Raw genomic sequence first — 25,765 nt, 5'->3', positions numbered from 1 at the left:
CCCCCCCCCCCCCCCCCCCCCCCCCCCCCCCCCCCCCCCCCCCCCCCCCCCCCCCCCCCCCCCCCCCCCCCCCCCCCCCCCCCGCTGCGGGGGGAAGTACCTGCGCGATCTACTACGACGGGGGAATCGCGTCAGGCACTGCGGGGGGTGGCTGAGATGGTCTGTACGTCCGGGGCATCCGGCTCCACCAGCTGATGGTCACGCTGGTCCAGGTTCACAAAGATCATGCCGTATCGAATGGCGCACCGAACCGGCTGCGGCGCCCCCCGAGGCCGTCGCAGACACCGGTACGCCCGTACGTCGTCGTCGTCATCCCGGGTGACGACGACAGGTTCTCCGAACACGGTCACCATCAATGAGTCACCGCTGTGGGGGATGGCGGTGGCCAGATCGATGAAGTGCCAGCCGGAGCGGTAGGCCGTGGCCATTTCGCGGCGGAAGGAGCGGTCGTCGGGTGGGATGGTCATGCGTCCGCGTCCGCCGGTGCCTGCCAGCCGACATCTCGCGTACCGCTACCGGAGACGACCTGCCAGCCGACATCCTGTGCGACGACCTGCCAGCCGACATCCTGCGTTCCATCGGTGTGGGCAACCGCACTTCCGGCGGTGTGGGAGGTGATCTGCCAGCCGACGTCGAGAGGACCGGCCGCGCCGAAGGCCAGTGCCGCAGCAACGACGCCCGTAGCAAGCACCGAGCGAAGCATTCTCTTTTTCATGGTCGGCTTCGTCCTCACTTGATGGCTTCCTCTCCCCCGCGAAATAAGACGATGGCTCATTCAGGCACGTCAATGCCACACAAGAGATGCATCATGTTCCTGCACGTTCAGGACCCTGGGGGGTGGAGATTTGCCAACAAAAAGCACAAAGCCGACACATCCTCATGGCATAAGCGAGTTGTGTGCCGAAGGTACGCGCCTCTATGCCAGTGCGCTCGGCGCCGGGCGCATCTCCCGCGACGAGGTCGAGCCCGCTCCCTGCCTGCTCGAATTCGCGCTGCTGCACCCGGACCCGGACGACGCGAACTGGTTGCGTCCCGTGCCGCCGTCCGTCGTACTCGCACAGCAGCTCCAACCCCTGGAACAGGAGATCCAGAACCGTCGCAGGCTGACCCTCGACCTCACAGATGCCTTCCAGCCGTTCCTGACCATCAGCGCCCAGAAGCCGGCCACCACGCATGCCATCACCGTGCTGGAGGGCGTCAGCCGTATCAACGCGACGCTCGACGTGGCGATAGCGGAGGCTCGCACCGAGGTCCTGACCATCCAGCCCGGCGGCAGCCGGCCCGAGCACATCCTGAGTCAGGCTCTGAAGCGGAGCCAGCCCCTGATCGAGCGGGGCATCTCCGTGCGCACGCTGTACCAGCACACGGTCCGGCACAGTCAGAGCACCTTCGCGTACATGGACAAGATGGCCGGCGCCAAGGTCGAGATCCGCACACTCGAAGAGCTCATAGAGCGGCTCATCATCTGCGACCGGACCGTCGCCTTCATCCCGGCCCAGGACGACCGCCAGGTGGCCCTGGAACTCCGCCACCCCGGTCTCGTGCAGTACCTGATCAAGGTGTTCGAACAGCTCTGGCAGCGGGCGACACCCCTGATGGACGAGGTTCCCTACGAGGCGACTCCCGAGGGCATCACGGGCGTCCAGCGCTCCATAGCCAAACTCCTCATCGACGGCCACGTCGACGAGGCCATCGCCCGCCGCCTCGGGATGAACGTCCGCACCTGCCGCGCCCACATCGCCAAGCTCGCCTCGGCCCTGGGCAGCGGAAGCCGCGCACAACTCGGCTTTCTCATAGCGCAGTCGGGGATCCTCGACCAGGGTCACTCCATACCGATACCGGAGAGCAACAGGTGACCACCCGGGGCCACGAGCACGCCGTAGACGAGCTGTGCGAGGCAGGCCTGGCCCTGTACGCCCGCGCTCTGCACGAGGGGCGCGTACGCAGTGCGGACACCGACGAAGCACCCTGCCTCGTCGACTTCGGGCTGCTGCACCCGGCCGTGGAGGATCTGACCTGGCTGGAGCCCGTCGCTCCCGCCGCCGCCCTCCACCGCCTGCTGCGGACCTCCGAGGAGCGCATCGCGGGCGAACGGCAGCGCGAGGTGCGGCTGGCCGAGGCATTCGAGCCGCTGATGCGGCTGGACGGCCGTCACACGGAGACGGCGGACACCCCGACGCTCCGCATCCTCAGTGGCCGCCAACGCATCAACCTGGCCATCACCGAGGCCATGGCCCCACCGTCCCGGGAGCTCCTCGCCATCCAGCCGCACAGCGGCCTGACGACCGAGAGCCAGGCCGCGTCGCTGGAACGCGACCAGGCGATGCTGGACCGCGGCGGCCGCATACGGACCCTGTATCAGCACACGCTCCGCCACTCCCCCGCGGTGACCGCCCGTTACGAACTGCTGAAGGGCGACGTAGAGGTCCGCACCCTGGACGAAGTCACCGAGCGCCTCCTCATCGTGGACCGGACCGTGGCGTTCATCCCGGCCAGCAAGGACCGCACCCTGGCCCTGGAGGTCGGCCACCCGGCGCTGCTCGACTACTTCGCCACCGCCTTCGAGCGGTTGTGGCGCCTGGCCACCCCCATGTACCCCGAGGCCGTCCAGCGACCGTCGCTGAACGGCGTCACACCGCGTCAGATCGCCATCGCCGCCCTCCTCGTGGAAGGCCACACCGACACCGTCATAGCCGACCGCCTCGGGATGAACGTCCGTACGGCGCGCGTGCACATCGCCAAACTCGCCGCGAGCCTGGGCAGCGAGAGCCGCGCCCAACTCGGCTACCTCATCGGGCAGTCGGGGATCCTGGAGCAGGAACAGCAGAACCGCTGACGGGCAGCGGATCGGGCGGGCGCAGGGGACCGTCCAGCCCCGCCTGGGCGATCCTGACGCCCAGTTGCGTACGGCTGGCGGCGCCCAGGGTCTCGGACAGCCGGGCGATGTGGGCGCGGCAGGTGCGGACACTGATGCCGAGGCGTTCGGCGATGGCGGCGTCCTGGTGGCCCTCCGCCAGCAGGGTCGCGATCGAGCGCTCCCGGTGGGTGATGCCCTCGATGCCCGTCGAGGGGAGCGGGGCGGCCAGCGGGATCGCCAGCCGCCACAGCCGCTCGAAGACGGTGACCAGGTAGTCCACCAGCGCCGGGTGGCGCAGCTCCAGCGCTATCGTGCGGTCCGCGTTGGCGGGGATGAAGGCGACCTTGCGGTCGAAGAGGATGAGCCGCTCCACGACCTCGTCGAGGGTGCGGGCCTCGGCAGCGTCCCCCATCAGCTCCATGTAGTTGTGCAGGCCCTGGCCGTGCCGGGCGACATGCGTGTACAGGTCGCGCATGCGGACGCCGCGGCGGCGCATCTCCAGTGCCCGGTGCAGGCCCTCGGACAGCTCGTCCTCGCGGCGGATGCCGCCCGGCTGCACGGTGAGCACCTCGGTCGTACAGGCCTCGGTGGCCTCGTCCATGGCGACCCGGATACGCGCCAGCCCGTCGAGGACTCGGATCGCGACGCTGTCGGCGGGGCCCTGGACGCGTCCGCCCAGCCCGGCGTACCACTCGAAGGCGGCCACCGCGTCGCTCATCCGCGCCTGACCGGCGGTGACTTCGTCGTAGACCCCGCGCAGCAGCCGGGTCATGACCTCCTGCGGGGAGGTCGGCACCAGCCAGTCCATGTCGTCGGGGTCAGGGTGCAGCAGCGCCAACTCGACCAGACAGGGCACCGCTTCGGCGTCCGAGCGCGGCACCCGTCCGCGCCGTACCGCGCGGGAATACACCCGGTCCCCGGCGTCGCACAGCCGGTCAGGGCCGTGCGGATGTGTGTCCGTCCCGTGCCCGGCCATCTTCCACTCCTGGCTCCAACGCCTGGCTCCAGCGCCTTCCGCAGCGACACTATGCGCGGCCTGGCCCGCCTCCGCAACACGGCTCCGCAGCTCAGCCGCCCCGAATTCCTCCTTTACATCCGGAATTGCCCCTGCCTCCGCCCGTCCCCTTGCCATCACATGAAGGTGCCGCGTCCCAAGTGTGCGGTGCGAGGCGGGCACGCTTCCCGAGCGGCCGCGCCGCCCGGGCCGCCGTGGCCGGAATTCGCCCCCGGGTACGGGACCGTCGTGCCCCGGCGGAATCCGCGTGAGCGGCCGGAATTCACCGAGTGGCCGGAGCGCTACGGAGCGCATCTGCCGTCAGGTCATGGCGGACGTATTTGACGCGTACGCATTGGCCGATGCGGGACGGGGAGACAGGGGGGCAGGGGGCGGCAAGGGGACTTACGGGTCTTGGGGGGCGCAACGGGCGTATGCCGCGCCGACGTCGGCGGACCGGCTACTCGGCGTCCTTGCGGTAGTCGGTCGCCACGCAGCCCGCCGCGACGTCCTCGCGGTGGTAGCCGTCCGGGGTCTGCATGCCCGGGTCGCAGTCGAGGATGTACAGGCCGGCGTCGATCAGCTTGTCGACGTCCTGGTCGCGGTCGACGTCGAGCGCGAAGTCCTTGCCGATCAGCAGGGAGTTGCCGTCGCCGTCCTGCGACGCCATGGACTGTGCGAACACCTTCATGTCGGTGACGTGGAGGAAGTCGATGTCACCGCTCTCCTGGTCGCACTCCCCGCCGCCGTCGAGACCGTTGATCCCCTCGCCCCGGATCTCCGAGAGGTCGTCGGCGCCGAGGAAGTCGATGTCCTCGCAACCGACCTTGTCCTTGAGGAAATCGGCCACGCCCTGCTGGTCGCCGGCCTGAGGAGGCCCGTCGTCGCTCCCGCACGCGGTGGCGGTGAGGGCGAGCAGCAGGGCGCAGGCGGAGGCGGCGAGGGCGGCGGGGATGCGGGTACGCACAGGGGACCTCTGTGGGTGGCGGTGAGGAAGGGGGACGGGAGGGACAAGAGGGGGACAGAAGGCGGGGGCAGGAGGCGGGGTCAGGACTCGGAGGGGGCGAAGGTGAAGAAGCCGTCCTCGGTGCTGAGGTAGCCGTATCCCGTGGCCGCGTCCACGAAGGGGATGTGGTCCTCGGGGAGGCTCTTGACGAGGACCTTGCGGGTGCGGGCGTCGACGACGAGGCCCGTGTCGCCGTCCGTGAGCCCGTAGAGGACCGAGCCGTCCGCCGTGAACCGCACGGGGTCCAGGGCGGTTTCGCCCTCCGCCTGCGCCCAGAGCTGCTTGCCGTCGGCGACCTGCCACACCGCCGTACCGTCGAACTCCCCGATCTCCTCCCTGTCCTTGGCGACCAGTTCGCCGGAGGGCGAGAGGAGGGCGTCCTCCGGGGCCTCGTACGAGCCGGTCAGGGCGCCGCTCTTCACGTCGTACCAGGCGTAGATCCAGGAGGACGCGGTGACGTTCGCACTCCACGCGACGAGAACCTTGCCGTCGGCGACGCGCACCACGCGCACCGCGCCGGACTGCCGCTCGCCGTCGTCGTCCAGGGCCACGCCCTTGGGTACCTCGACGTCGGCGGTGCTCCAGACCTGCTTGCCGGTGGCGAGGTCGCTCAGGGTGATCTGCTCGCGGTCGTTGTCGTAGTTGGTCGCGTTCAGGAAGCCCGCGTAGTACTGGCCGCTGATCAGCGGGGCGTGTGTGGCGAAGCCGTCGGCGGTGCCGGTCTCCGGGTGGAACTCGCACTGGGCCAGCTGGCCGGTGCAGGTGAGGGTGCGCGTGGTGCCGCCGTCGATGGGGACGAGGCGGATGACGTCGTCGTCGAGCTCGACGCGGTAGCCCTCCGTCAGCAGGCGCGGGTCGTCGTTGTTGTACTTGTCCTGCGGCACGGGGCTGCTGCCCAACTTGGCTCCGTGCGCGTCGTACAGGGTGGCCGTGGAGGTCTTCTTCGCCTCGGTCAGCCCGTCGGAGGCGGAGGTCGAGGAGGTGGCGACCGCGACCGCCGGGGCGCCGTCGTGCCAGGTCGTGGCGGTGACCGAATCGGTCTTCACCTTCAGGGACTTGGTGACCGCGCCGGTCTTCGCGTCCCTGAACTCCAGGGTCAGGCTCTCCGGTTCGTCGGAGGAGTGCAGGAAGTGCTTCTCGCCCTGCTCGCTCCCCTTCTCCGGACCGGAGTTGTCGACGTACTTCCCGCTCGCGTCCTTGGCGAACAGCAGCGTCTCACCGAGGTCCAGCGCGCCGGGCGTACCGCCGCCTTCGGTGGGGGGCAGGCTCCAGGCGGCCTTCTTCGCGAACCCGGGCAGCTCGGGGCCCTTGTAGGCGGGGCCGCCGGTTGCGGCTGCCCTGCCACCGGATCCGGCGTTCTTCCCGCCGTCCGTGCCGTCCCCGTCAAAGGACCCGCCGCCGCACGCGCTCAGCAGCACCAGGCCCGTGACCGCGGCCACGACCTTGACCGCGGCGGCGCTCCGCGCCCGCAGCAGGCCCCGCTGACGTATCCCGCCGTCCGTCCCGTCCGTCCCGTCCATCGGATCGCATCCCCCGTCGTCCTGTGACCCGGTGCCCCGGTGATCATTGTGTTGCAGCCGGTCACCATAGACGATCAACAACCCTGCCTTGACCAGCCGTTGACCTGATCGGCAGGGATTGCCCCCTTCTCCCCCCTGGAAATGTGGCCATCTCCACAAGACCTCCGCGCTCCGGCCGCCCGCCCGAAACCCCGGCAACCGGCGTCGCACCAGGACTTGTTGGCGGCCCGCCCCGCACTCGCCGGCTTCGGCACAACGCGCAGACCCCCACCCCGGATGCGGAAGGGCGGGGGTGGGGGTCTGCGGAGGCGGGGGCCCGGGAAAGGGCCCGCAGGGCTACTTCAGGCCCGTGATGGTCGAGCAGGCCGCCTTGTACTTGGCCGTGCAGATCTCTTTGACCGTGTAGATGCCGTCGTCGACGACCGTGTCGGCGATGTTGTCCTTCGTGAGGGCGATCACGGGGACCATCTGGGACGGGATGGCCTTGTCGGTCGGGCTGTCCGTCTTGTCGCGGGTGAGGGCGTCGAACTCGATGCCGCGGCCCTGGACCTTCGCGACGGCCATCTCGGCGGCGGCGGACGCCTCCTGCGGGTACGACTTGTAGACGCTCATGTACTGGTCGCCCGCGACGACACGCTGCACCGCGTCCAGCTCCGCGTCCTGCCCGGTGACCGGCGGGACCTTGCTGACGCCCGCGGTCTTCAGGGCGTCGATGACGGCGCCCGCCATGCCGTCGTTGGCGGAGTAGACGGCCGCGATCTTGTCCAGGCCGATCTTGGAGATCGCCTCCTGCATGTTGGTCTTGGCGTTCTCCGGCTTCCAGTCCTTGGTGTCGTAGGACTCGGCGATGTTCACCTTGCCCTTGAGCTCGGAGAGCGCGCCCTCCTTGAACTGGGCGGCGTTCGGGTCGGTGACCGACCCGTTCATCATCACGATCTTCTTGGACTCTGCGTCGGTCCCCAGCGCCTCGAGAATGGCCCTGCCCTGCACCTGGCCCACGAGCTCGTTGTCGAACGAGATGTACGCGTCGATCGGTCCCTGCGCCAGACGGTCGTAGGCGATGACGGGGATGCCCGCGTCCTTCGCCTTCTTCACGTCGCCCGCGATCGCCTTGGAGTCCACCGCGTCCAGGAGGATCACGTCGACCTTGTCGGTGATCATCTGCTGGAGCTGGGCGCTCTGCTTGTCCGCGTCCTGCTCGGCGTTGACGTAGTCGACCTTGCCCTTTTTGTGAGTGAGCTCGGCCACCTGCTGCTTGATGATCGGATAGTCGAACTTCTCGTAACGCGAGTTCTCCTTCTCCGGAAGGAGCAGCCCCACCGTGATGTCGTTGCCCTTCTTCGGGCTCGCCGAGCTGCTGCCACCGCCGATCCCGTCCACCACACCACAGGCGGAGAGCGAGAGGGCCGCGGCGGAGCCGGCCAGGGCTATGGCCGTACGACGCATACGGGTGTTACGAGTGTTCACATCACGTGCCTTCCGGACGAGGGCGCAGTATTGCGACCCAGGTGGCTGAAAGCCAACGCGGCGTTCACCGCAGCGTCAAGGAGTAACCACTTAACGAGATGGCAACAGCGTTCTGTGTTTCCCGCGTGAAGACAGTGTCGCAGGGAGCCCGCCACTCCGTTTCGCCACCTCCACCATTTGGGACGCCCACCGTCGCGGCGTACTTCCTCACCTGCGCGTACAACCAACTCCCCGCCTTGCGAGTCGTGATCGTCAACGGTTCTCCCCTGCCGTTGACGATCCGGACTGAAGGAACGCATGAACCCAGCCAGACGCACGACGGCCGCGGTCGCCACCACCGTCGTGCTCTCCACCGCGGGCACCCTCCTCGGCCTCACGGCCGCCCCCGCGTCCGCCGCCGTGACCTGTACCTCCCCGGTCTACAAGCGGCAGTTCTTCGCGAACACCAGCTTTTCCGGTACGCCGAAGAAGACCGACTGCGACAGCACGATCGACCAGAACTGGGGCACCGGCGCCCCCGCCTCCGGCCTCCCGTCGAACAACTTCGGCGTTCGCTGGACCGTCACCCGCGACTTCGGCTCCGGCGGCCCCTTCGCCCTCCCCGTCGCGACCCAGGACGGCCTCCGCGTCTACCTCGACGGCACCCGCAAGGTCGACCTCTGGAAGAACGTCTCCTCCACGGTCACGAAGACGGTCAACATCACCGTCCCCGCCGGCAGGCACACCCTCCGCGTCGACTACGTCAACTGGACGGGCTCGGCGAACGTCGAGGTCGACTATGTGCCCCGCACCTCCGCAGACGTCGACAGGGTCAAGCCTCTCGCCCCGAGCGGCGCATCGAGCTCATACGACGGCGACACGCTGAAGGCGACCGTCAAGTGGTCGCGGAACAAGGAGATGGATCTCGCCGGCTACCGCGTATACCGCCGTCTCAAGGGCAGCAGCACCTGGACGAAGCTGACCACTACGACGGCCGCGACCACCTCGTACATCAACACCCCGCCCGCGACGGGCGCGACGTACTACTACGAGGTCCGCGCCGTCGACAAGGCGGGCAACGAGTCGGCCGGCAGCACCGACCAGCCGGTCACGACCGCCGACAAGACCCCTCCTCAGGTCCCCTCCGGGCTCACCGCCGTCGACGGGCAGCCCGGGATCGCGCTGGCCTGGAAAGCCGTGCCGGGAGCGGCGAGTTACACCGTGTACCGCCGCTGGGAGGACGATGGCGGCGACAATCCCACCCTGCAGGTGATGACGGCCACCACCACCTCCTGGACTGATGCCACGGCCAAGGAGAACCTGTACTACACCTACTGGGTCACCTCGGCCGACAGCGCCGGCAATCGGTCCACGATGTCGGCACCCGCCCACGTGAGCCGCGCCGACCACGCACCCTCCGCACCCACGGGTGTGACGGCCGCTACGGCGGCCACCGGCGTCACACTCACATGGAAGGCCCCGACGACTCCCATCACGCAGGACCTGGTGCGCTACCGGATCTACCGCAAGGGGCGGCTCGTGGACGAGGTCCGCGCCACGCAGACCGCCTTCACCGACACCACCGTGCTGCAGGGCACCACGTACGCGTACACGGTGACCGCCGTGGACAGGGTGGGAAATGAGTCGGTCGCGTCGGCACCTGCCACAGGCACCGCTCCGGCGACCGGGCTCGCCCCGCCTCCCGTCACCGGACTGACCGGCGCCATGGAAGGCGACGAGATCGCCCTGGAGTGGCAGCGCAGCCCCGACAGCGACGTCGACCACTACGACGCCTATCGCGGGGCTCTCGTCAACGGGGTCTGGGAATACGAGCGTTGGGGCGAGACCTACCAGGGCGAGGAGGACGAGAAGATCCTGGGCTTCTACCATGAGATCTACGAGCCGCAGGGCGAGACCGTGCGATGGGCCGTGATCGCCGTGGACGAGTACGGCAACTCCCGATTCGGCACCGGTGAGGAGTTCTCGTACGTCACGGTCACCGAACCGGGCGCGTGAACCCACGAAACGCGTCCACACGACGAAGGGGCCGGGAGGTTCGGACGAACCTCCCGGCCCCTTCTCACGCGTGCACGTCAGTCGGACGACTGCTGCCGCTTCGGCCGCCACACCACCAGCGCGCTCGTCTGCTGGACCTCCTGGTACGGGACGAGGTCGCGGCGGTAGGAGGCGTGGACGGCGGCCTCGCGCTGCTGCATGGCGGCGGCGGCGCCCTCGACGGCGGACGACAGCTCCGCCACGCGGGCCTGCAGCGCGGCGACCTGGTTCTCCAGCTCGATGATGCGCTTGATGCCGGCGAGGTTGATGCCCTCGTCCTGCGACAACTGCTGGACGGTGCGCAGCAGTTCGATGTCGCGGGCCGAGTAGCGGCGGCCCCGCCCTGCGGTGCGGTCGGGGGAGACCAGGCCGAGGCGGTCGTACTGGCGGAGTGTCTGCGGGTGCAGGCCGGACAGCTGGGCCGCCACCGAGATGACGTAGACCGGGGTTTCCTCGGTCAGTTCGTAGGGGTTGCGACGACGGCCGTCCATCTGCTCATGCTCCCTTCGCGGCCTGGAACAGCTCCGCCCGCGGGTCCTCGCCCGCGGTTGCCTCGCGATACGCCTCAAGGGCGTCACGAGCCTTGCCCGACACATCCTGCGGAACCGTCACCTCGACGGTGACCAGGAGGTCACCACGGGTGCCGTCCTTGCGCAGCGCGCCCTTGCCACGGGCGCGCATCGTGCGCCCGTTGGGCGTGCCCGGCGGCAGCTTCAGGGTGACCGGCGGGCCGCCCAGGGTGGGGACCCGCACCTCGCCGCCGAGTGCCGCCTCGGTGAAGGTCACCGGGACGGTCACCGTCAGGTTGTCGCCCTTGCGGCCGAAGACCGGGTGCGCGTGGACGTGCACGGTGACGTACAGGTCGCCCGCCGGACCGCCCCGTTCACCCGGTGCTCCCTTGCCGCGAAGGCGGATGCGCTGGCCGTCGGAGACACCCGCGGGGATGCGCACCTGCATGGTCCGGGAGGACTTGGCACGGCCCGAGCCGCTGCAGATCTCGCAGGGGTTCTCCGCGATCAGGCCGCGGCCCTTGCAGTCGGGGCAGGGGTCGGTGAGCGAGAACCCGCCGCCCGAGCCCCGAGCGACCTGGCCGGTGCCGACGCACGTCGGGCACACGCGCGGTGTGCCGTTGGCGTCGCCGGTGCCCGAGCAGGCCTTGCAGGGTGCCTGTGAGGTCATGCGGAGCGGGACGGTCGCGCCGTCCACCGCCTCCGTGAAGCTGAGGGTGACCTCGGTGTCGATGTCCTGGCCGCGCCGGGGCTGTGTCCGCGTGCCCGTGCCGGCGCCCGCACCGCTCCGGTTGAACAGGCCCCCGAAGACGTCCCCGATACCGCCGCCGAAGCCGCCCTGGGACGTGCCTGTCTGGGCGCCGCCTCCGAAGAGGTCACCCAGGTCGAAGTTGAAGGAGCCGCCGCCGGCGCCCGGGCCGGGGCGGAAGCCGCCGTTGCCGAAGAGGGCGCGGGCCTCGTCGTACTCCTTGCGCTTCTTGGCGTCACCCAGGACGTCGTTCGCCTCGGAGATCTCCTTGAAGCGCTCCTCGGCCTTGGCGTTGCCCTTGTTGGCGTCCGGGTGGAACTCGCGGGCGAGCTTCCGGTACGCCTTCTTGATCTCGGCCTCGGTGGCGTCCTTGGGGACGCCGAGGACCTTGTAGAAGTCCTTCTCGATGAAGTCCTTGGTGCTCATCCCCGACGTCCCTCCTTCCTCACGCGTTCTTCAACGTCAGCCCTCGTCCGGGCCACCGTTCTCCTTCTCGTCGGCAGCCTCGGCCGCGGCGTCCTCGGCCTTGACCGGCTGCGCACCGGGCTGGGGTTCGGCCACGGCCACCCGCGCGGGGCGGATGGTGCGCTCGCCGATCCGATACCCGGGCTGCAGAATCGCCACGCACGTCGTCTCGGTGACGTCCGGCGCGTACGAGTGCATCAGGGCCTCGTGGATCGTCGGGTCGAAGGGCTCGCCCTCCTTGCCGAACTGCTGCAGGCCCATCTTCGCCGCGACGGTCTCCAGCGACTCGGCCACCGACTTGAAGCCGCCGACCAGTTCGCCGTGTTCGCGCGCGCGGCCGATGTCGTCGAGCGTGGGCATGAGCTCGGTCAGGAGGTTCGCGATGGCGATCTCCTTGACCGCGATCCGGTCGCGCTCGACCCGGCGGCGGTAGTTCTGGTACTCGGCCTGGAGCCGCTGGAGGTCCGCCGTGCGCTCGCCGAGCGCCGTACGCACCTGGTCCAGCTGGGCCGTCAGACCGGCCGCCTGAGCGGCTGCCGATGCGTCCCCGGCCGGGGCCGCCCCCTCCTCCGAAGAGGGGGAGGCGGCCTTCGGCTCGGCGTCTTCGGGGGTGGCGCCGGAAGGGACGTCAGGCTTCTCGTCGAAACCCGGGGTCTCCTCCGTCACGCGGCACCGTCCTTACGGTCCTCGTCGACGATCTCGGCGTCGACGACGTCGTCGTCAGCGGCCTTGGCCTCGCCCTGCGGGGCCTCGGCACCACCGGCGGCCTGCGCGGCCTGCGCGTCGGCGTAGAGGGCCTGACCCAGCTTCTGCGAGACGGCGGCGACCTTCTCGGTGGCCGTACGGATCTCAGCGGTGTCCTCGCCCTTGAGCGCGGCCTTCAGCTCCTCGACGGACGCCTCGACCTCGGTCTTGACGTCGCCGGGGACCTTGTCCTCGTTGTCCTTGAGGAACTTCTCCGTCTGGTAGACGAGCTGCTCGCCCTGGTTGCGGGCCTCGGCGGCCTCGCGGCGACGGTGGTCCTCGTCCGCGTACTGCTCGGCCTCCTGGCGCATGCGGTCGACCTCGTCCTTCGGCAGCGAGGAGCCGCCGGTGACGGTCATCTTCTGCTCCTTGCCCGTGCCGAGGTCCTTCGCGGTCACGTGCATGATGCCGTTGGCGTCGATGTCGAAGGCGACCTCGATCTGCGGGACACCGCGCGGGGCCGGCGGCAGACCGGTCAGCTCGAACATCCCGAGCTTCTTGTTGTACGCCGCGATCTCGCGCTCGCCCTGGTAGACCTGGATCTGCACGGAGGGCTGGTTGTCCTCGGCGGTGGTGAAGATCTCGGACCGCTTGGTCGGGATCGTGGTGTTGCGCTCGATGAGCTTGGTCATGATCCCTCCCTTGGTCTCGATACCGAGGGACAGCGGGGTCACGTCGAGGAGCAGGACGTCCTTGACCTCACCCTTGAGGACACCGGCCTGGAGCGCGGCACCGATGGCCACGACCTCGTCCGGGTTGACGCCCTTGTTGGCGTCCTGGCCGCCGGTCAGCTCCTTGACGAGCTCGGCGACGGCGGGCATACGCGTCGAACCACCGACGAGAACGACGTGGTCGATCTCGGAGAGGTTGATGCCGGCGTCCTTGATGACGTTGTGGAACGGCGTCTTGCAGCGCTCCAGAAGGTCGGCCGTCAGCTGCTGGAACTGAGCGCGCGTGAGCTTCTCGTCCAGGTGCAGCGGGCCCTCGGCGGACGCCGTGATGTAGGGCAGGTTGATCGAGGTCTCGGTGGAGGAGGACAGCTCGATCTTGGCCTTCTCGGCGGCCTCGCGGAGGCGCTGGAGGGCCATCTTGTCCTTGGACAGGTCCACGCCGTGGCCGGACTGGAACTGCTTCACCAGGTAGTCGACGACGCGCTGGTCCCAGTCGTCACCACCGAGGTGGTTGTCACCGTTGGTGGCCTTCACCTCGACGACGCCGTCGCCGATCTCCAGGAGGGACACGTCGAAGGTGCCGCCACCGAGGTCGAAGACGAGGATCGTCTGGTCGTCCTTGTCGAGGCCGTAGGCCAGCGCGGCGGCGGTCGGCTCGTTGACGATGCGCAGGACGTTGAGGCCCGCGATCTCACCGGCCTCCTTCGTCGCCTGACGCTCGGAGTCGTTGAAGTACGCCGGGACGGTGATGACCGCGTCGGTCACCTTCTCACCGAGGTACGCCTCCGCGTCACGCTTGAGCTTCTGCAGGATGAACGCGCTCATCTGCTGCGGGTTGAAGTTCTTCCCGTCGAGCTCGATCTTCCAGTCCGTACCCATGTGACGCTTCACGGACCGAATGGTCCGGTCCACGTTGGTGACCGCCTGACGCTTGGCCACCTCGCCGACGAGCACCTCACCGTTCTTGGCGAAGGCGACGACGGACGGCGTGGTCCTGGCGCCCTCTGCGTTGGTGATGACGGTGGGCTCGCCGCCTTCAAGAACGCTGACGACGGAGTTAGTCGTGCCCAGGTCGATGCCGACCGCACGTGCCATTTCAATTCCTCCAGCTGCCTACTTGAGTGGATCTGGCTCAAGTGTGCACGACACCCGGCGCCCGGTCAACAGAGCTGAGTCGTGGGGGCTCAACTCTTATCCGTTCCTTACACGCAAGTAGGCGCTGACCTGGGGTTTCTCCGGGCGTCAACCGCCCGCACCCCCGGTACGAGTGACAGTCCGAGGACGACCAGGGCCGCCCCACCCGCCACCCAGAGCGCTGCCGTCGCTTCCAGCCAGCCCAGATGGATCATCAGCCCGACGAAGGCTCCGGCGAAGGAAGCGACCCCCACGACCACCGTCGCACCCCGGGACGTCAGCCCCAAACGCCGCAGCCGGTGCGCCAGATGCCCGCCGCGGCGCCGGGCCACCAGCACCAGGACGACATCGACACTCGCCACGGCCGTCAGCGCGAACAGCGCCCCCGCGCTCACCCCGGCCCCCCGCCCCGTGTGCACCAGCACCGCCGCCGAGGCCAGGACGAACCCGGTGAACAGAGCACCGCAGCGGCCGGACACGATCCGGGCCGGCGGCCAGTTCTGCATCAGGAACCCGGTGAGCGCGGCGGCCAGCACGCTCAGCAGCGCCGCGAGACCGTCCATCATCTCGGCGGCCGCGCACCCGCTCAGCGCGAAGGCGGTCACCACGGCGACGGTCCCCATGACACCGTCGGCATGGTCGAGCGAGGCGAAGGCGAAGGTGACGAAGACGATCCAGCCGACGGCCGGCACCGCGAGCGCGGGCCCGAGTTCGCCGTACGGCACGGTCCAGGCCGCGGCCCCGGCCACCACGAGCAGCCGTACCGCAAGAGGCACCGCCCGCACATCCGTGACCAGCCCGAGCGCGCCGACGGCGATCCCGGCGAGCAGCAGCCCGCCTCCGTCGGCCCCGAGCGGAGCCACCCCGCTCCAGTCACCGGCGCCGGCCACGATGCCCGTCCCGGCGACGACGGCGAGGCCACCGAGCAACGGCACCCGCCGCAGCCGCCGCCGCTCGACAAGCCCGAAGCCCGGCCCGAGACGCGGCCCCAGTCGCGGCCCCAGGCGCAGCGCGAGCGACCGCAGCAGCGCGGCGAGCACGGCGGTGAGGAAGAGGGCGGCGGTGGCGGCGGCGATTCCGTACAACACAGCGCCAACTTATTCGCGAATGTCACAATATTGCGTGAATAACACGATCTGGTTTTACGGCCCCGGTGAGCGACCCGCCTCGGGCCCGGAAGGGACGCGCCCCACTCAGGGGAACCTCAGCGACACAGATCACCGCGCCCCTGGCTACAGTGCGGCAGAAGATATGGGTAGTCTCAGACGGACTGCATAAGTTACCGCTTAGTAATAGACTGCTGAGCCCACCACAAAGCCCCGCCTCGCAGGCCCGAGGAGCCCCCAAATGCAACTCGCCGCGATCATCGTGTCGCTGGTTCTGACCGTGGTCGGCGTTGCGCTGCTCGCACGCGCCATCGGCCAGTTCGTCCGGTACTTCAAGCTCGGCCAGCGCCTGCCCGCCGGCGCCCGCACCGACAACCCCTACCAGCGCAGCGTGACGCTGGTGAGGGAGTTCCTCGGCCACACCCGGATGAACCGGTGGGGCATCGTCGGCTTCGCCCACTGGTTCGTGGCCGTCGGCTTCCTGACGCTGCCGCCGACCCTCGCCCAGGCCTTCGGGCAGCTCTTCAAGGCTGACTGGGTGCTGCCGTTCGTCGGCGACTTCCTGCCGTTCGAGCTGTACATCGAGTTCATCGGCGTGATGACGATCCTGGGCATCGCGGTGCTCATGGTGATCCGGCTGCTGAGCCTGCCCTCCCGGGCCGGCCGCAAGTCCCGGTTCGCGGGCTCCAAGGCCGGTCAGGCGTACTTCGTCGAGTACGTCATCCTCACCATCGGTCTCGCCATCTACGTGCTGCGCGGCCTGGAGGGTGCGCTCCACCACGTGGAGGGCTACGAGGCCGGGTACTTCGCCTCGTACCCGCTGGTCCTGGCCTTCAAGGGCCTGAGCGTGTCGGCGCTGCAGAACCTGGTGTACCTGGTCGCGATGGTCAAGATCGGCACCTCGTTCATCTGGATGATCGTGGTCTCGCTGAACACCAACATGGGTGTGGCCTGGCACCGCTTCCTCGCCTTCCCGAACATCTGGTTCAAGCGGAACGCGACCGGCGGCACGGCCCTCGGCGCGCTCCAGCCGATGACGTCGGGCGGCAAGGCCATCGACTTCACCGACCCCGGCGAGGACGACGTCTTCGGTGTCTCCCAGGTCGAGCAGTTCTCCTGGAAGGGCCTGCTGGACTTCTCCACCTGCACCGAGTGCGGCCGCTGCCAGTCGCAGTGCCCCGCCTGGAACACCGGCAAGCCGCTCTCGCCGAAGCTGCTGATCATGTCGCTGCGGGACCACGCGCACGCCAAGGCGCCGTACCTGCTGGCCGGTGGCGGCAAGGACATGGAAGGCAACGAGAAGGCGTCGGAGGAGCAGCTCAAGGACGTTCCCGCCGCCGCCCTCGCCGAGGCCGAGCGCCCCCTCATCGGCACCCTCGAAGAGAACGGCGTCATCGACCCGGACGTCCTGTGGTCCTGCACCACCTGCGGCGCCTGCGTCGAGCAGTGCCCTGTCGACATCGAGCACATCGACCACATCGTCGACATGCGCCGCTACCAGGTGATGATCGAGAGCGCGTTCCCCTCCGAGGCGGGCACGATGCTCAAGAACCTGGAGAAGAAGGGCAACCCCTGGGGTCTTGCCAAGAAGCAGCGCCTGGAGTGGACGAAGGAGGTCGACTTCGAGATCCCGGTCGTCGGCCGCGACATCGAGGACCTCTCCGAGGTCGAGTACCTGTACTGGGTCGGCTGCGCCGGCGCCCTGGAGGACCGCGCGAAGAAGACCACGAAGGCCTTCGCCGAACTCCTCCACATCGCGGGCGTCAAGTTCGCGATCATGGGCGGCGACGAGAAGTGCACGGGTGACTCCCCGCGCCGTCTCGGCAACGAGCCCCTGTTCCAGGAGCTCGGCATGGAGAACGTGGCCGCGCTGAACATGGCCTTCGGCGAGGAGACGGACGACGAGGGCAACGTCACCGCGGACTCGAAGAAGCCGAGGTCGGCGAAGAAGATCGTCGCCACCTGCCCGCACTGCCTCAACACCATCGGCAACGAGTACCCGCAGCTCGGCGGCGACTACGAGGTCATCCACCACACCCAGCTGCTCCAGCACCTCATCGACGAGGGAAAGCTGCTGCCGGTGACCCCGGTCGAGGGTCTGATCACCTACCACGACCCCTGCTACCTGGGCCGCCACAACAAGATCTACACGCCGCCGCGCGAGATCATGTCCGCCGTCCCGGGCCTGCGCCAGCAGGAGATGCACCGCCACAAGGAGCGCGGCTTCTGCTGCGGCGCCGGCGGTGCGCGGATGTGGATGGAGGAGCGCATCGGCAAGCGCATCAACAACGAGCGCGTCGACGAAGCGCTGTCGCTGAACCCCGACATCGTCTCCACCGCCTGCCCGTTCTGCCTCGTCATGCTGACCGACTCGGTCAACGGCAAGAAGAACGACGGCAAGGCGAAGGAGTCCGTCCAGGTCGTCGACGTAGCGCAGCTGCTGCTCGACTCGGTGAAGACGCCGGCCGACGACGAACCCCCGGCGGGCGAGACCGAGTCGGAGAGCGCGCCCGAGCCGGAGCCGGTGAAGTAACCGCCCCTCCGTTTCGGACAGTTCCCTGCAGTCGACACCCCCAGGCCCGGTCCGGGCCCGGGGGTGTCGTCGTATGTCGAACGCGTGCATCATTGCCGAGGCGTTGTCGATGGTGCTCACGAGGTGAACGGTGCGCGTGCAAAGAGGCACGATGGGTACGGCGGCCTTCTGCTGCGTCCTGCTGCTCGCCGCCTGCGGCCCCACCGCCGGCCCCGACGCCGCCCGGCACAGCCCCGCGAAGGTCGCGAAGGGCCCCGCCGCGCTTCCCGTCCCCCGCGGCAAGGGCAGCAAGGTGCCCGATGACTTCAACGGTGACGGCCACCGCGACCTCGTCCTGAACGACCTGGTCAAGGACCAGAGCCACGCCGACGACGCGGGCATCGGCATCGTCTACGGCGGCGCCCACGGACTCACCCCGGCCGCCCGGCAGTTGCTCGGCCCCGGCAAGCAGGCCGCGCCGACCAAGGGCCGACTGCCCGCCGTGTTCGACGCGGAGGCGAGCTGCGACCTGGACAAGGACGGCTTCACCGATCTCGTCGTATCGACCGATCCGCCGTACGACGGCCAGGGGCGGCCCCCGGTCCCTCTCCAGATCCTCTTCGGCTCCCCCGCCGGACCGACCGGCAGGGCGGTGAAGCTGACGGTCCCCGCGCGGGCGCGTTTCGGCAACGACTGGCCCGACCAGCCCGTGTGCGGCGACTTCGACGGCGACGGCGCCCAGGACCTGGTCGTGCACGCCTCCGAGGGCCGACTCAGCTATCTGCGCGGCCCGTTCACCCGCAAGGGCGCCCCGCGCGCGGCGGACAAGCCCCTCACCTCGCCGGGCAACGTCCCCACCGCCCCCGCAGCCGACGTGAACCGCGACGGATACGACGACCTCCTCGTCCGTACGGCGGAGGGCCCCGCCACGTCCGCGATCGTCCTCGGCGGCCCGGCGGGCCCCACCCGTACGGGAACCGTCCTGCCCGCCGGCCTCGACGTCGCGCTCGGCCGCTTCGGCAGGGGCAAGGCGCTGGACGCGGCGGTCGGCGCGATGGGGGAAACGTCCCTGCGCTACGACCTGTCGGCCGCCGGGCGCGGCAGCCTCGCCTCCGCCGGCTCGATGCTCGACGCCGCCGACTTCGACGGCGACGGATTCAGCGAGCTCGTCTCCAGCGGGGCCCGGTTGCGCGTGTTCCGGGGCCGTACGACCGGACTCTCGACGGCCTCCGCGGTCACCGTCGCGCCCCCGGACCAGGGCACCACCCGGGTAGCCGCGGTGGGCGACTTCGACGGGGACGGACGGGCGGACCTGGTGGTGCGGACGTACCGGGGCGAGACCAGGGACACGATCGCGGTGTACCCGGGGTCCAAGAAGGGGCTGATCGCGGCGAAGCCCTCGGTCACCTTCTCCAGCGCCGAGTTCCTGACGCCCTGACGCCCTGACGCCCTGACGCCCTGACGAGCGTTCCTCGCCTCAGGGACCTCGAAAATTTACCGAACACACGTACAACCCTTACGTGCCGTTGAAGGTCTCCTGAACGCTGACCGATCCGCACGCCCCGGGAACGCCTCCCGGCTCGGCGCAGGCGGGCGGTCCGCACCCCATCGACTGCGGATGCCCGCCAGGCATCCCCGCATGCCGCAGGAGAACCCCGCATGCACAAGCGTCACCAGCAGCACCTGCGACTCGCCCTCGCGACGGCCACCGCGGCCGCGCTGACGGGCGGTCTCCTCACCCTCGCGGCCACGACCGCCACGGCCGCGGGCTCAACCCATGCCTACAAGGCGGACTTCAACGGCGACGGCTACGGCGACGTCGCGTTCGCCGCGCCGTACGCGAAGGTCGACGGCAAGGGCATGGCCGGCTACGTGGCCGTCGTCTACGGCAGCTCGACCGGCCTGAACCCAGCCAAGCGCACCGTGGTCAGCCAGAACACCACCGGCGTGCCCGGCACCGCGGAGGTCGAGGACAGCTTCGGCCGGGCGCTCGCGGTGGCCGACCTGAACGGCGACGGCTACACCGATCTCGCGGTCGGTGCCCCCGGCGAGGACGTCGGCACGGACGTGGACGGCGGCTCGGTCACCGTGCTGTGGGGCTCGTCGGGCGGCCTGAAGAACGGCACCACCGTCAAGGACCCGGCCGCCTCCGCGCACGACGAGTGGGGCCGCGGGCTGACGGCGGGCGACTTCAACGGCGACGGCCGGGCCGACCTGGCCGTCGCCACCGGCTCCTCGCACGCGTACGTCGTCAAGGGCCGCTTCACCGCCTCCGGCACCACGGGAGGCACGCAGAAGATCACGCTGCCCGAGCAGGCGCTGTTCGGCATCGACGCCATGAAGGCGGGCGACACGAACGGCGACAAGAAGGCCGACCTCGTCCTCACCTACCGCGCCCGGCTCGACTCGGACCGCTCGGGAAGCTGGTCCAAGGGCGTCGCCTACCTCGGCACCGCCTCCGGCCCGGACACCGCCGCGGGGCGCCCGCTGAACGGCGGCACCTCCATCGCGCTCGGCGACATCAACGGCGACGGCTACGACGAGATCGCCCTCGGCAACGTCTTCGCCAAGGAGGACGACCACAGCGGCAGCCTCGGCGGCAAGGTCACCGTCATCCGCGGCAGCGCCGGCGGCCCGGTCAACGGAGACGCGCCCATGGCGGAACTCACCCAGGCCTCCGAGGGAGTTCCCGGCACCGACGAGGAGAACGACGGCTTCGGCGGCTCGGTCTCCATCGCCGACGTCAACGGCGACGGCTACGGCGAACTCGCCATCGGCGTCCCCTTCGAGGACATCGGCACGAAGGAGGACACCGGCACCACCGTGGTGATGGCCGGCTGGTCCCTCACCGGCGGCCGCAGCCCGATCTCGCAGGACACCTACGGCGTCCCCGGCGCCCCCGAGTCCATGGACTACTTCGGCTCCGACGTCCTCCTCTCGGACGTCAACAAGGACGGCCACCCCGACTTCACCGTGGCGGCGACCTTCGAGGACGAGGGCGTAGGCGCGATCACCGCCCTGCTCGGCTCCTCGGGCGGCATCACCACCACGGGCGCCCGCTCCTTCGGCCCCGGCTCGCTGGGCCAGTCGCGCACCTACGGCGGCTTCGGCACCAACCTCATCGGCTGAGCCCTCCCCCCTTTCTCCGATCTCCGATCTCCGAATTCCGAACGGACCTCCATGCGCAAGCGCACCCTTCTCCTGGCCGCGACCCTGACCACCGGCCTCCTCACCGCCCTCCCCGCCGCCACGGCCACGGCCGCGCCCTCGAACCTGTCGGGCGACTTCAACGGCGACGGCTACCGCGACCTCGCGATCGCCGCGCCGATCGCGAAGGTGGCCGGCAAGACCGGCGCCGGATACGTGGCGATCGTCTACGGCACCGCGAGCGGCCTCGACACCTCCAAGCGGCAGATCATCAGCCAGGACACCACCGGCATCCCGGGCGTGCCCGAGTCGAGCGACTACTTCGGCGACCGGCTGACCACGGGCGACATGGACGGCGACGGCTACACGGACATCGTCGTCGGCGTGCACGGCGAGCGGATCGGCTCCACCGACTCCTTCGGCGCCCTCACGGTGCTGTGGGGCGGCGCGGACGGCGTGAAGTCCGGCACCGACATCTCCTCGCCGCTGCCGGAGTTCCGCAACGAGCTCGGCTGGCAGATCGCGGCCGGCGACTTCGACGGAGACGGTCACACCGACCTGGCCGCCGCCAACAACTCCACGCCGGCCCTGAACATCTTCCGGGGCCCCATCTCCCGTACGGGCAAGGCGGCTTCGCTCATCGGCGTCGACACCGTCGAGCAGACCACCATCTACCCGGACGCGCTGGTCGCGGGCGAGGTCAACGGCGACGGGAAGACCGACCTCCTCGTCATGGGCCTGGAGGAGACCAGCGGCGGCGACTCCCGCACCCGCAGCGCCCTCTACCTCGGCTCGGCCACCGGCCCGAAGTACAGCAAGAAGCTCGCGGGCGGCTACACGGCCACCATCGCCGACGTCGACAAGGACGGCTTCGGCGACGTCGTCACCGGCAACTTCATGGAGAAGTCCACGAACGAGCCGAACGGCGGCCTCGGCGGCGCGATCACGGTGACGTACGGCGCGGCGGGCGGCCTCAGCACCCGCACCCCTGTCCGCATCACCCAGGACACCACCGGCATCTCCGGCACCGGCGAGAAGGGGGACGGCTTCGGCTGGAGCCTGTCGTCGGGCGACACCAACGGCGACGGGTACGGCGACGTCGTGGTCGGCGCCAACAGCGAGAGCCTCGGCTCGGTGAAGCACGCGGGCCAGGTCACCGTCCTGCGCGGCTCCGCCACCGGTCTGACCGGCACGAACTCCAAGTCGTACTCCCAGGACACCGCGAACGTCCCCGGCACCGCCGAGTCCGAGGACTACTTCGGCGACGCCGTCTTCCTCACGGACGCCAACGCCGACGGCCGCGCCGAGCTCGTGGTCGGCGCCATGGGCGAGAACACCTCCGACGGCTCCGTGTGGCTCTTCAAGTCCACCGGCTCCGGCACCACCGCCACCGGCTCCAAGTCCTTCAGCGGCACGACGCTGGGCGGCCCGTCGGGCGACGCGTACTTCGGCAACGTGCTCGCGGGCTGACGTACCCACACCCAGGGGCACCCCGCGGCCGGACGGCCGGGGGGGGGTGCCCCTCTCCGCGTCCGCGGCCTCCCGGGCAGTTTCCTCGAAGATTCCCTCGAAGATTCCATCGAACTCACGTACAACCCTGTGTGCCCCACACGTGTCTCCTGATCGCAACCGCCGCACAAAGCCCAGGCCAACTCCGGGCAAACACGGGCGGTTCGCCCCCATCAACTGCGGATGCCCGCCAGGCATCCCCGCATGCCGCAGGAGAACCCCGCATGCACAAGCGTCACCAGCACCACCTGCGACTCGCCCTCGCGACGGCCACCGCGGCCGCGCTGACGGGCGGTCTCCTCACCTTCGCCGCCACGACGGCCACAGCCGCGGACTCCGCGACGGTCCCGCAGGCCGACTTCAACGGCGACGGCAAAGGCGACGTGGCCTTCTCGGCCTCCGGCGCCTATGTGAACGGCCATAAGGCCGCCGGCCAGGTCGTCGCGCTCTACGGCACCTCCACCGGCGTGTCGTCCGCGAAGCGCTCGACGATCAGCCAGAACACCTCCGGGGTGCCCGGCACCGCCGAGGCCGGAGACGGCTTCGGCGCGGAGACGGCGTACGCCGACTTCAACGGCGACGGCTACGACGACCTCGCCGTGGCCACGCCGTGGGAGAAGGTCGGCGACGACACCAACGGCGGCGCCCTCGCGATCCTGTGGGGCTCGGCGAGCGGCCTGACCGGCAAGTCCTCCGACGTCCCCGACCCGTCCGTCTCGGGCCACGACTACTGGGGCAAGAACCTCGCAGCCGGTGACTTCGACGGCGACGGCAAGGCCGACCTGGCCGTCGGCAGCTCCACCAACACGATCTACGTCTACAAGGGCGGCTTCACCACGTCCGGCACGCCCGGCGGCCGTTACACGATCAAGCCCCCGATCCAGTCCGGCGGCGACGCGCGCGGCCCGCTGAACCTCACCGCGGGCGACGTCAACGGCGACCACCGCACCGACCTCGTGGTCGACGGCTTCGAGACCCAGACCGACTACGGCTGGAACAAGAACTACTGGGTGCCCGGCACGGCGAGCGGCCTGAGCGTCGCGTCCGCGCAGACCCTCAAGCCCGGCGTGATCACCGCGATCGGCGACGTCAACGGCGACGGCTTCGGCGACATCGTCAGCGGCGCGTACTGGGACACCACCACGAGCGACGGCACGACCGTCCCCGACTCCGCCACCGGCGGCAAGGTGTGGGTCACCTACGGCTCGGCCGGCGGCCCCGGCTCGGCGACCGGCATCACCCAGAACACCGGTTCGGTCCCCGGCACCTCGGAGAAGACCGACTACTTCGGCTACGAGCTGGACCTCGGCGACATCAACGGCGACGGCTACCAGGACCTCGTGGTCGGCGTCGCCGGCGAGACCATCGACGGCGTCACGGACGCCGGCATGGTCACCGTCCTGTACGGCTCCGCGAGCGGCATCAAGACCTCCTCCGGCGCCCAGGCCTTCGCCCAGAGCACGGCGGGCGTCCCCGGCGACGACGAGAAGAACGACGCCCTCGGCGCGGACGTCAAGCTCGACGACGTCACCGGCGACGGCAAGGCCGACCTCCTCGCGGGCTCCTACGAGAACGACGGCAACGGCGCGGTCCTCTACCTGCCCTCCAACGGCACGAAGATCACCACCACCGGCTCCCGCACCGTCTCCCCGAGCACCTCAGGCGTCTCCACAACGGGCACCCCGTCATTCGGCGTGAACTTCGCCGACTGACCGCCTTTGACGTATGAACTCCGGAGCCCGGCACGGTGGTGGCCGCCACCGTGCCGGGCTTCGGACCTCCCACATGGTCTGTACGAGTACGTCTGGTGCGAACTCCCCGTGGACCCGTAAGGGGCTCCTCGCGGCTCCCCTAGGTGATGTCACAGGTCGGCAGCAAAGCCGCCCCGGCGGCCCCCGGTCCCGCACGTCACTCTCCGGGACCAGGTACGTTCGATAACGTGGCTGGATTCAGGATCGGACGTGGCAACCGGGACAACCGGACCCCGCAGGCGCGACCGCAACAAAACCCGCGGCAGCAGCCGCAGCCGTACGGGCAGCAGCCCCCGCAGGGATACCCGTCCCCGCAGGGCCAGCCGTACGGCTACCCGCCTGCGCCGCAACAGCAGCAGCAGTACGGCGGCGGACAGCAGCCCTACGGCGGTCAGCAGCAGTGGCCGCAGCCGGGCGGCGGGCAGGGCGAGCCGGAGTACTTCGGTGACGGGCACCCCCAGCAGGGCCCGGACCCGTACGCGGCCAACCAGCCCGGTCACACACAGGCGTTCTCCATCGGCGAGGACCCCTACAGCCAGGGCGAGACCTATCGCGCCGGCCAGGCCGCGGCGCCGCCGGTCGGCCCGCGCCTGCACTGGAAGGACCTGCTGAAGGGCGTCATCACCCGCCCCAACCAGACCTTCCTCCAGATGCGCGACTACACGATGTGGGGCCCGGCCCTGATCGTGACGTTCACCTACGGCCTGCTCGCGGTCTTCGGCTTCGACGGCGCCCGTGAGGACGCGATCAACGCGACGCTGTCCAACGCGGTGCCGATCGTGCTGACGACCGCGGTCGCGTTCGTCATCAGTACGTTCATCCTGGGCGTGGTCACCCACACCCTGGCCCGCCAGCTCGGCGGCGACGGCGCGTGGCAGCCCACGGTCGGCCTCTCCATGCTGATCATGTCCATCACGGACGCGCCCCGCCTCCTGGTCGCGATGTTCGCGGGTGGCAACGCCTCGTTCGTACAGGTCCTCGGCTGGGCGACCTGGGTGGCCGCGGGCGCCCTGCTGACCATGATGGTCAGCCGCTCCCACGACCTGCCGTGGCCCAAGGCCCTGGCCGCCTCGGCGATCCAGCTGATCGCGATCCTGTCGATCGTGAAGCTGGGCACGTTCTAGGACTGCCGCCGCCCCACAGAACGAAGACCCCCGGTCCGGATGGGCCGGGGGTCCTCTGCACGCGGGTCAGGGTGTTCAACGCATCAAGGTGTGCAGACCGAGGCCCAGGAAGAAGACTCCCGCGATTCCGAACTGGATCCGCATGGTCGTGAGGTTCTTCCACGGCGTCCCGTACCGGGTGCGCCGGGTGAACGCCACGTCCGCCCGGTCCCACACCCACATGTCGACACCGCGGCAGCCGCAGGCCACCACCATGAAGGTGCCGCCCATGGCCAGGGCCACCACCCCGTGAAAGACCAACGCCGGCCCCCTCCCGCCCCCGGCTCAGTCGCCGTGGAAGACAAGGTATCGGTGGGCTCTGCGCTCGATCCGAGCCGTCAGGGCAAGGATTTCCTGCGCCGCCTCGGCCTCGCGCACAGCGCCCCGACGGCGGGATGGACGCATGTGGCTTTGATCGCACCCCCGTA

At 69.7% G+C, this 25,765-nt stretch carries 21 protein-coding genes; 9 read left to right on the top strand and 12 right to left on the bottom strand.

All coding sequences use genetic code 11. The features are described from left to right. Positions 1-131 precede the first annotated feature (131 nt). The gene (locus ACN6LB_RS34715; protein ID WP_356134859.1) at positions 132-467 is read right to left on the bottom strand and encodes a hypothetical protein; all 336 of its coding nucleotides are present in this window, start codon (positions 465-467) and stop codon (positions 132-134) included. Beyond that, on the bottom strand, positions 464-733 hold the full coding sequence (locus ACN6LB_RS34710; protein WP_356134862.1) for a hypothetical protein: 270 nt from the start codon (positions 731-733) through the stop codon (positions 464-466). Before ACN6LB_RS34710 ends, ACN6LB_RS34715 begins: the two co-directional genes overlap by 4 nt. Positions 734-845: 112 nt before the next feature. Between ACN6LB_RS34710 and ACN6LB_RS34705 the strand changes: the two genes are divergently transcribed. Beyond that, the gene (locus ACN6LB_RS34705; protein WP_356134864.1) at positions 846-1,856 is read left to right on the top strand and encodes a helix-turn-helix transcriptional regulator; all 1,011 of its coding nucleotides are present in this window, start codon (positions 846-848) and stop codon (positions 1,854-1,856) included. Further along, a complete protein-coding gene (locus tag ACN6LB_RS34700; RefSeq protein WP_445029304.1) occupies positions 1,853-2,836 on the top strand; it encodes a helix-turn-helix transcriptional regulator in 984 nt (327 codons plus the stop codon). The genes ACN6LB_RS34705 and ACN6LB_RS34700 overlap by 4 nt, the downstream gene beginning before the upstream one ends. Here ACN6LB_RS34700 and ACN6LB_RS34695 read toward each other — a convergent pair. The 4 genes from ACN6LB_RS34695 to ACN6LB_RS34680 form a co-directional block, all read right to left on the bottom strand. Then, positions 2,790-3,833 (bottom strand): helix-turn-helix transcriptional regulator, encoded by a 1,044-nt coding sequence (locus tag ACN6LB_RS34695; protein WP_356134870.1) that lies wholly within the window; start codon positions 3,831-3,833, stop codon positions 2,790-2,792. The two genes, ACN6LB_RS34700 and ACN6LB_RS34695, sit on opposite strands and share 47 nt — an antisense overlap. Before the next feature lie 478 nt (positions 3,834-4,311). Beyond that, entirely contained in the window at positions 4,312-4,818 is a 507-nt protein-coding gene (locus ACN6LB_RS34690; RefSeq protein WP_445029303.1) for a hypothetical protein, read from the bottom strand. An 80-nt stretch (positions 4,819-4,898) separates the two neighbouring features. After that, a complete protein-coding gene (locus ACN6LB_RS34685) occupies positions 4,899-6,377 on the bottom strand; it encodes a hypothetical protein (RefSeq protein WP_445029302.1) in 1,479 nt (492 codons plus the stop codon). Positions 6,378-6,713: 336 nt separating this feature from the next. After that, the gene (locus ACN6LB_RS34680) at positions 6,714-7,823 is read right to left on the bottom strand and encodes a sugar ABC transporter substrate-binding protein (RefSeq protein WP_445029305.1); all 1,110 of its coding nucleotides are present in this window, start codon (positions 7,821-7,823) and stop codon (positions 6,714-6,716) included. A gap of 318 nt (positions 7,824-8,141) precedes the next feature. Between ACN6LB_RS34680 and ACN6LB_RS34675 the strand changes: the two genes are divergently transcribed. After that, positions 8,142-9,839, top strand: a complete 1,698-nt coding sequence (locus ACN6LB_RS34675; RefSeq protein WP_445029301.1) for a fibronectin type III domain-containing protein — start codon at positions 8,142-8,144, stop codon at positions 9,837-9,839. Positions 9,840-9,916: 77 nt separating this feature from the next. Here the strand turns inward: ACN6LB_RS34675 and ACN6LB_RS34670 are convergent, their stop codons facing one another. The 5 genes from ACN6LB_RS34670 to ACN6LB_RS34650 form a co-directional block, all read right to left on the bottom strand. Next, on the bottom strand, positions 9,917-10,369 hold the full coding sequence (locus ACN6LB_RS34670) for a heat shock protein transcriptional repressor HspR (protein ID WP_356134878.1): 453 nt from the start codon (positions 10,367-10,369) through the stop codon (positions 9,917-9,919). Positions 10,370-10,373: 4 nt separating this feature from the next. Continuing rightward, complete coding sequence (dnaJ, locus tag ACN6LB_RS34665) at positions 10,374-11,561, bottom strand: molecular chaperone DnaJ (protein WP_445029300.1); 1,188 nt, start codon at positions 11,559-11,561, stop codon at positions 10,374-10,376. Between the two features lie 36 nt (positions 11,562-11,597). Then, the gene (gene grpE, locus ACN6LB_RS34660) at positions 11,598-12,266 is read right to left on the bottom strand and encodes a nucleotide exchange factor GrpE (RefSeq protein ID WP_356134880.1); all 669 of its coding nucleotides are present in this window, start codon (positions 12,264-12,266) and stop codon (positions 11,598-11,600) included. Further along, positions 12,263-14,110, bottom strand: a complete 1,848-nt coding sequence (gene dnaK, locus ACN6LB_RS34655) for a molecular chaperone DnaK (RefSeq protein ID WP_356134882.1) — start codon at positions 14,108-14,110, stop codon at positions 12,263-12,265. Before dnaK ends, grpE begins: the two co-directional genes overlap by 4 nt. 107 nt (positions 14,111-14,217) lie before the next feature. Continuing rightward, positions 14,218-15,237, bottom strand: coding sequence for an MraY family glycosyltransferase (locus ACN6LB_RS34650; RefSeq protein WP_445029299.1), 1,020 nt, complete (start codon positions 15,235-15,237; stop codon positions 14,218-14,220). Between the two features lie 259 nt (positions 15,238-15,496). Between ACN6LB_RS34650 and ACN6LB_RS34645 the strand changes: the two genes are divergently transcribed. The 6 genes from ACN6LB_RS34645 (at position 15,497) to ACN6LB_RS34620 (ending at position 25,298) form a co-directional block, all read left to right on the top strand. Further along, on the top strand, positions 15,497-17,788 hold the full coding sequence (locus tag ACN6LB_RS34645) for a (Fe-S)-binding protein (protein ID WP_445029298.1): 2,292 nt from the start codon (positions 15,497-15,499) through the stop codon (positions 17,786-17,788). Between the two features lie 151 nt (positions 17,789-17,939). Beyond that, a complete protein-coding gene (locus tag ACN6LB_RS34640) occupies positions 17,940-19,205 on the top strand; it encodes an FG-GAP repeat domain-containing protein (RefSeq protein ID WP_445029297.1) in 1,266 nt (421 codons plus the stop codon). Positions 19,206-19,426: 221 nt separating this feature from the next. After that, a complete protein-coding gene (locus tag ACN6LB_RS34635; RefSeq protein ID WP_445029296.1) occupies positions 19,427-20,896 on the top strand; it encodes an FG-GAP-like repeat-containing protein in 1,470 nt (489 codons plus the stop codon). A gap of 51 nt (positions 20,897-20,947) precedes the next feature. Further along, positions 20,948-22,384 (top strand): FG-GAP-like repeat-containing protein, encoded by a 1,437-nt coding sequence (locus ACN6LB_RS34630; RefSeq protein WP_445029295.1) that lies wholly within the window; start codon positions 20,948-20,950, stop codon positions 22,382-22,384. A gap of 263 nt (positions 22,385-22,647) precedes the next feature. Continuing rightward, positions 22,648-24,135 carry an FG-GAP and VCBS repeat-containing protein gene (locus ACN6LB_RS34625; protein WP_356134896.1) on the top strand — a complete coding sequence of 496 codons (1,488 nt, stop codon included), beginning with the start codon at positions 22,648-22,650 and terminating at the stop codon, positions 24,133-24,135. Between the two features lie 146 nt (positions 24,136-24,281). After that, positions 24,282-25,298 carry a Yip1 family protein gene (locus ACN6LB_RS34620; protein ID WP_445029294.1) on the top strand — a complete coding sequence of 339 codons (1,017 nt, stop codon included), beginning with the start codon at positions 24,282-24,284 and terminating at the stop codon, positions 25,296-25,298. A 75-nt stretch (positions 25,299-25,373) separates the two neighbouring features. Here the strand turns inward: ACN6LB_RS34620 and ACN6LB_RS34615 are convergent, their stop codons facing one another. Then, positions 25,374-25,598 (bottom strand): hypothetical protein, encoded by a 225-nt coding sequence (locus tag ACN6LB_RS34615; RefSeq protein WP_445029293.1) that lies wholly within the window; start codon positions 25,596-25,598, stop codon positions 25,374-25,376. Positions 25,599-25,765: the final 167 nt, after the last annotated feature.

It is taken from the genome of Streptomyces sp. SAS_270, from assembly GCF_052543295.1.
This window is presented reverse-complemented; position numbering and strand designations above follow the sequence as displayed.

Bases quoted from the DNA above. Each gene is read 5' to 3' on its own strand.
- ACN6LB_RS34680 (WP_445029305.1), bottom strand. From the start codon at position 7,823: ATGCGTCGTACGGCCATAGCCCTGGCCGGCTCCGCCGCGGCCCTCTCG.
- ACN6LB_RS34675 (WP_445029301.1), top strand. From the start codon at position 8,142: ATGAACCCAGCCAGACGCACGACGGCCGCGGTCGCCACCACCGTCGTG.
- ACN6LB_RS34670 (WP_356134878.1), bottom strand. From the start codon at position 10,369: ATGGACGGCCGTCGTCGCAACCCCTACGAACTGACCGAGGAAACCCCG.
- ACN6LB_RS34645 (WP_445029298.1), top strand. From the start codon at position 15,497: ATGCAACTCGCCGCGATCATCGTGTCGCTGGTTCTGACCGTGGTCGGC.
- ACN6LB_RS34630 (WP_445029295.1), top strand. From the start codon at position 20,948: ATGCGCAAGCGCACCCTTCTCCTGGCCGCGACCCTGACCACCGGCCTC.
- ACN6LB_RS34695 (WP_356134870.1), bottom strand. From the start codon at position 3,833: ATGGCCGGGCACGGGACGGACACACATCCGCACGGCCCTGACCGGCTG.
- ACN6LB_RS34715 (WP_356134859.1), bottom strand. From the start codon at position 467: ATGACCATCCCACCCGACGACCGCTCCTTCCGCCGCGAAATGGCCACG.
- ACN6LB_RS34620 (WP_445029294.1), top strand. From the start codon at position 24,282: ATGTCACAGGTCGGCAGCAAAGCCGCCCCGGCGGCCCCCGGTCCCGCA.
- ACN6LB_RS34635 (WP_445029296.1), top strand. From the start codon at position 19,427: ATGCACAAGCGTCACCAGCAGCACCTGCGACTCGCCCTCGCGACGGCC.
- ACN6LB_RS34625 (WP_356134896.1), top strand. From the start codon at position 22,648: ATGCACAAGCGTCACCAGCACCACCTGCGACTCGCCCTCGCGACGGCC.
- ACN6LB_RS34640 (WP_445029297.1), top strand. From the start codon at position 17,940: ATGGGTACGGCGGCCTTCTGCTGCGTCCTGCTGCTCGCCGCCTGCGGC.
- ACN6LB_RS34685 (WP_445029302.1), bottom strand. From the start codon at position 6,377: ATGGACGGGACGGACGGGACGGACGGCGGGATACGTCAGCGGGGCCTG.
- dnaK (WP_356134882.1), bottom strand. From the start codon at position 14,110: ATGGCACGTGCGGTCGGCATCGACCTGGGCACGACTAACTCCGTCGTC.
- dnaJ (WP_445029300.1), bottom strand. From the start codon at position 11,561: ATGAGCACCAAGGACTTCATCGAGAAGGACTTCTACAAGGTCCTCGGC.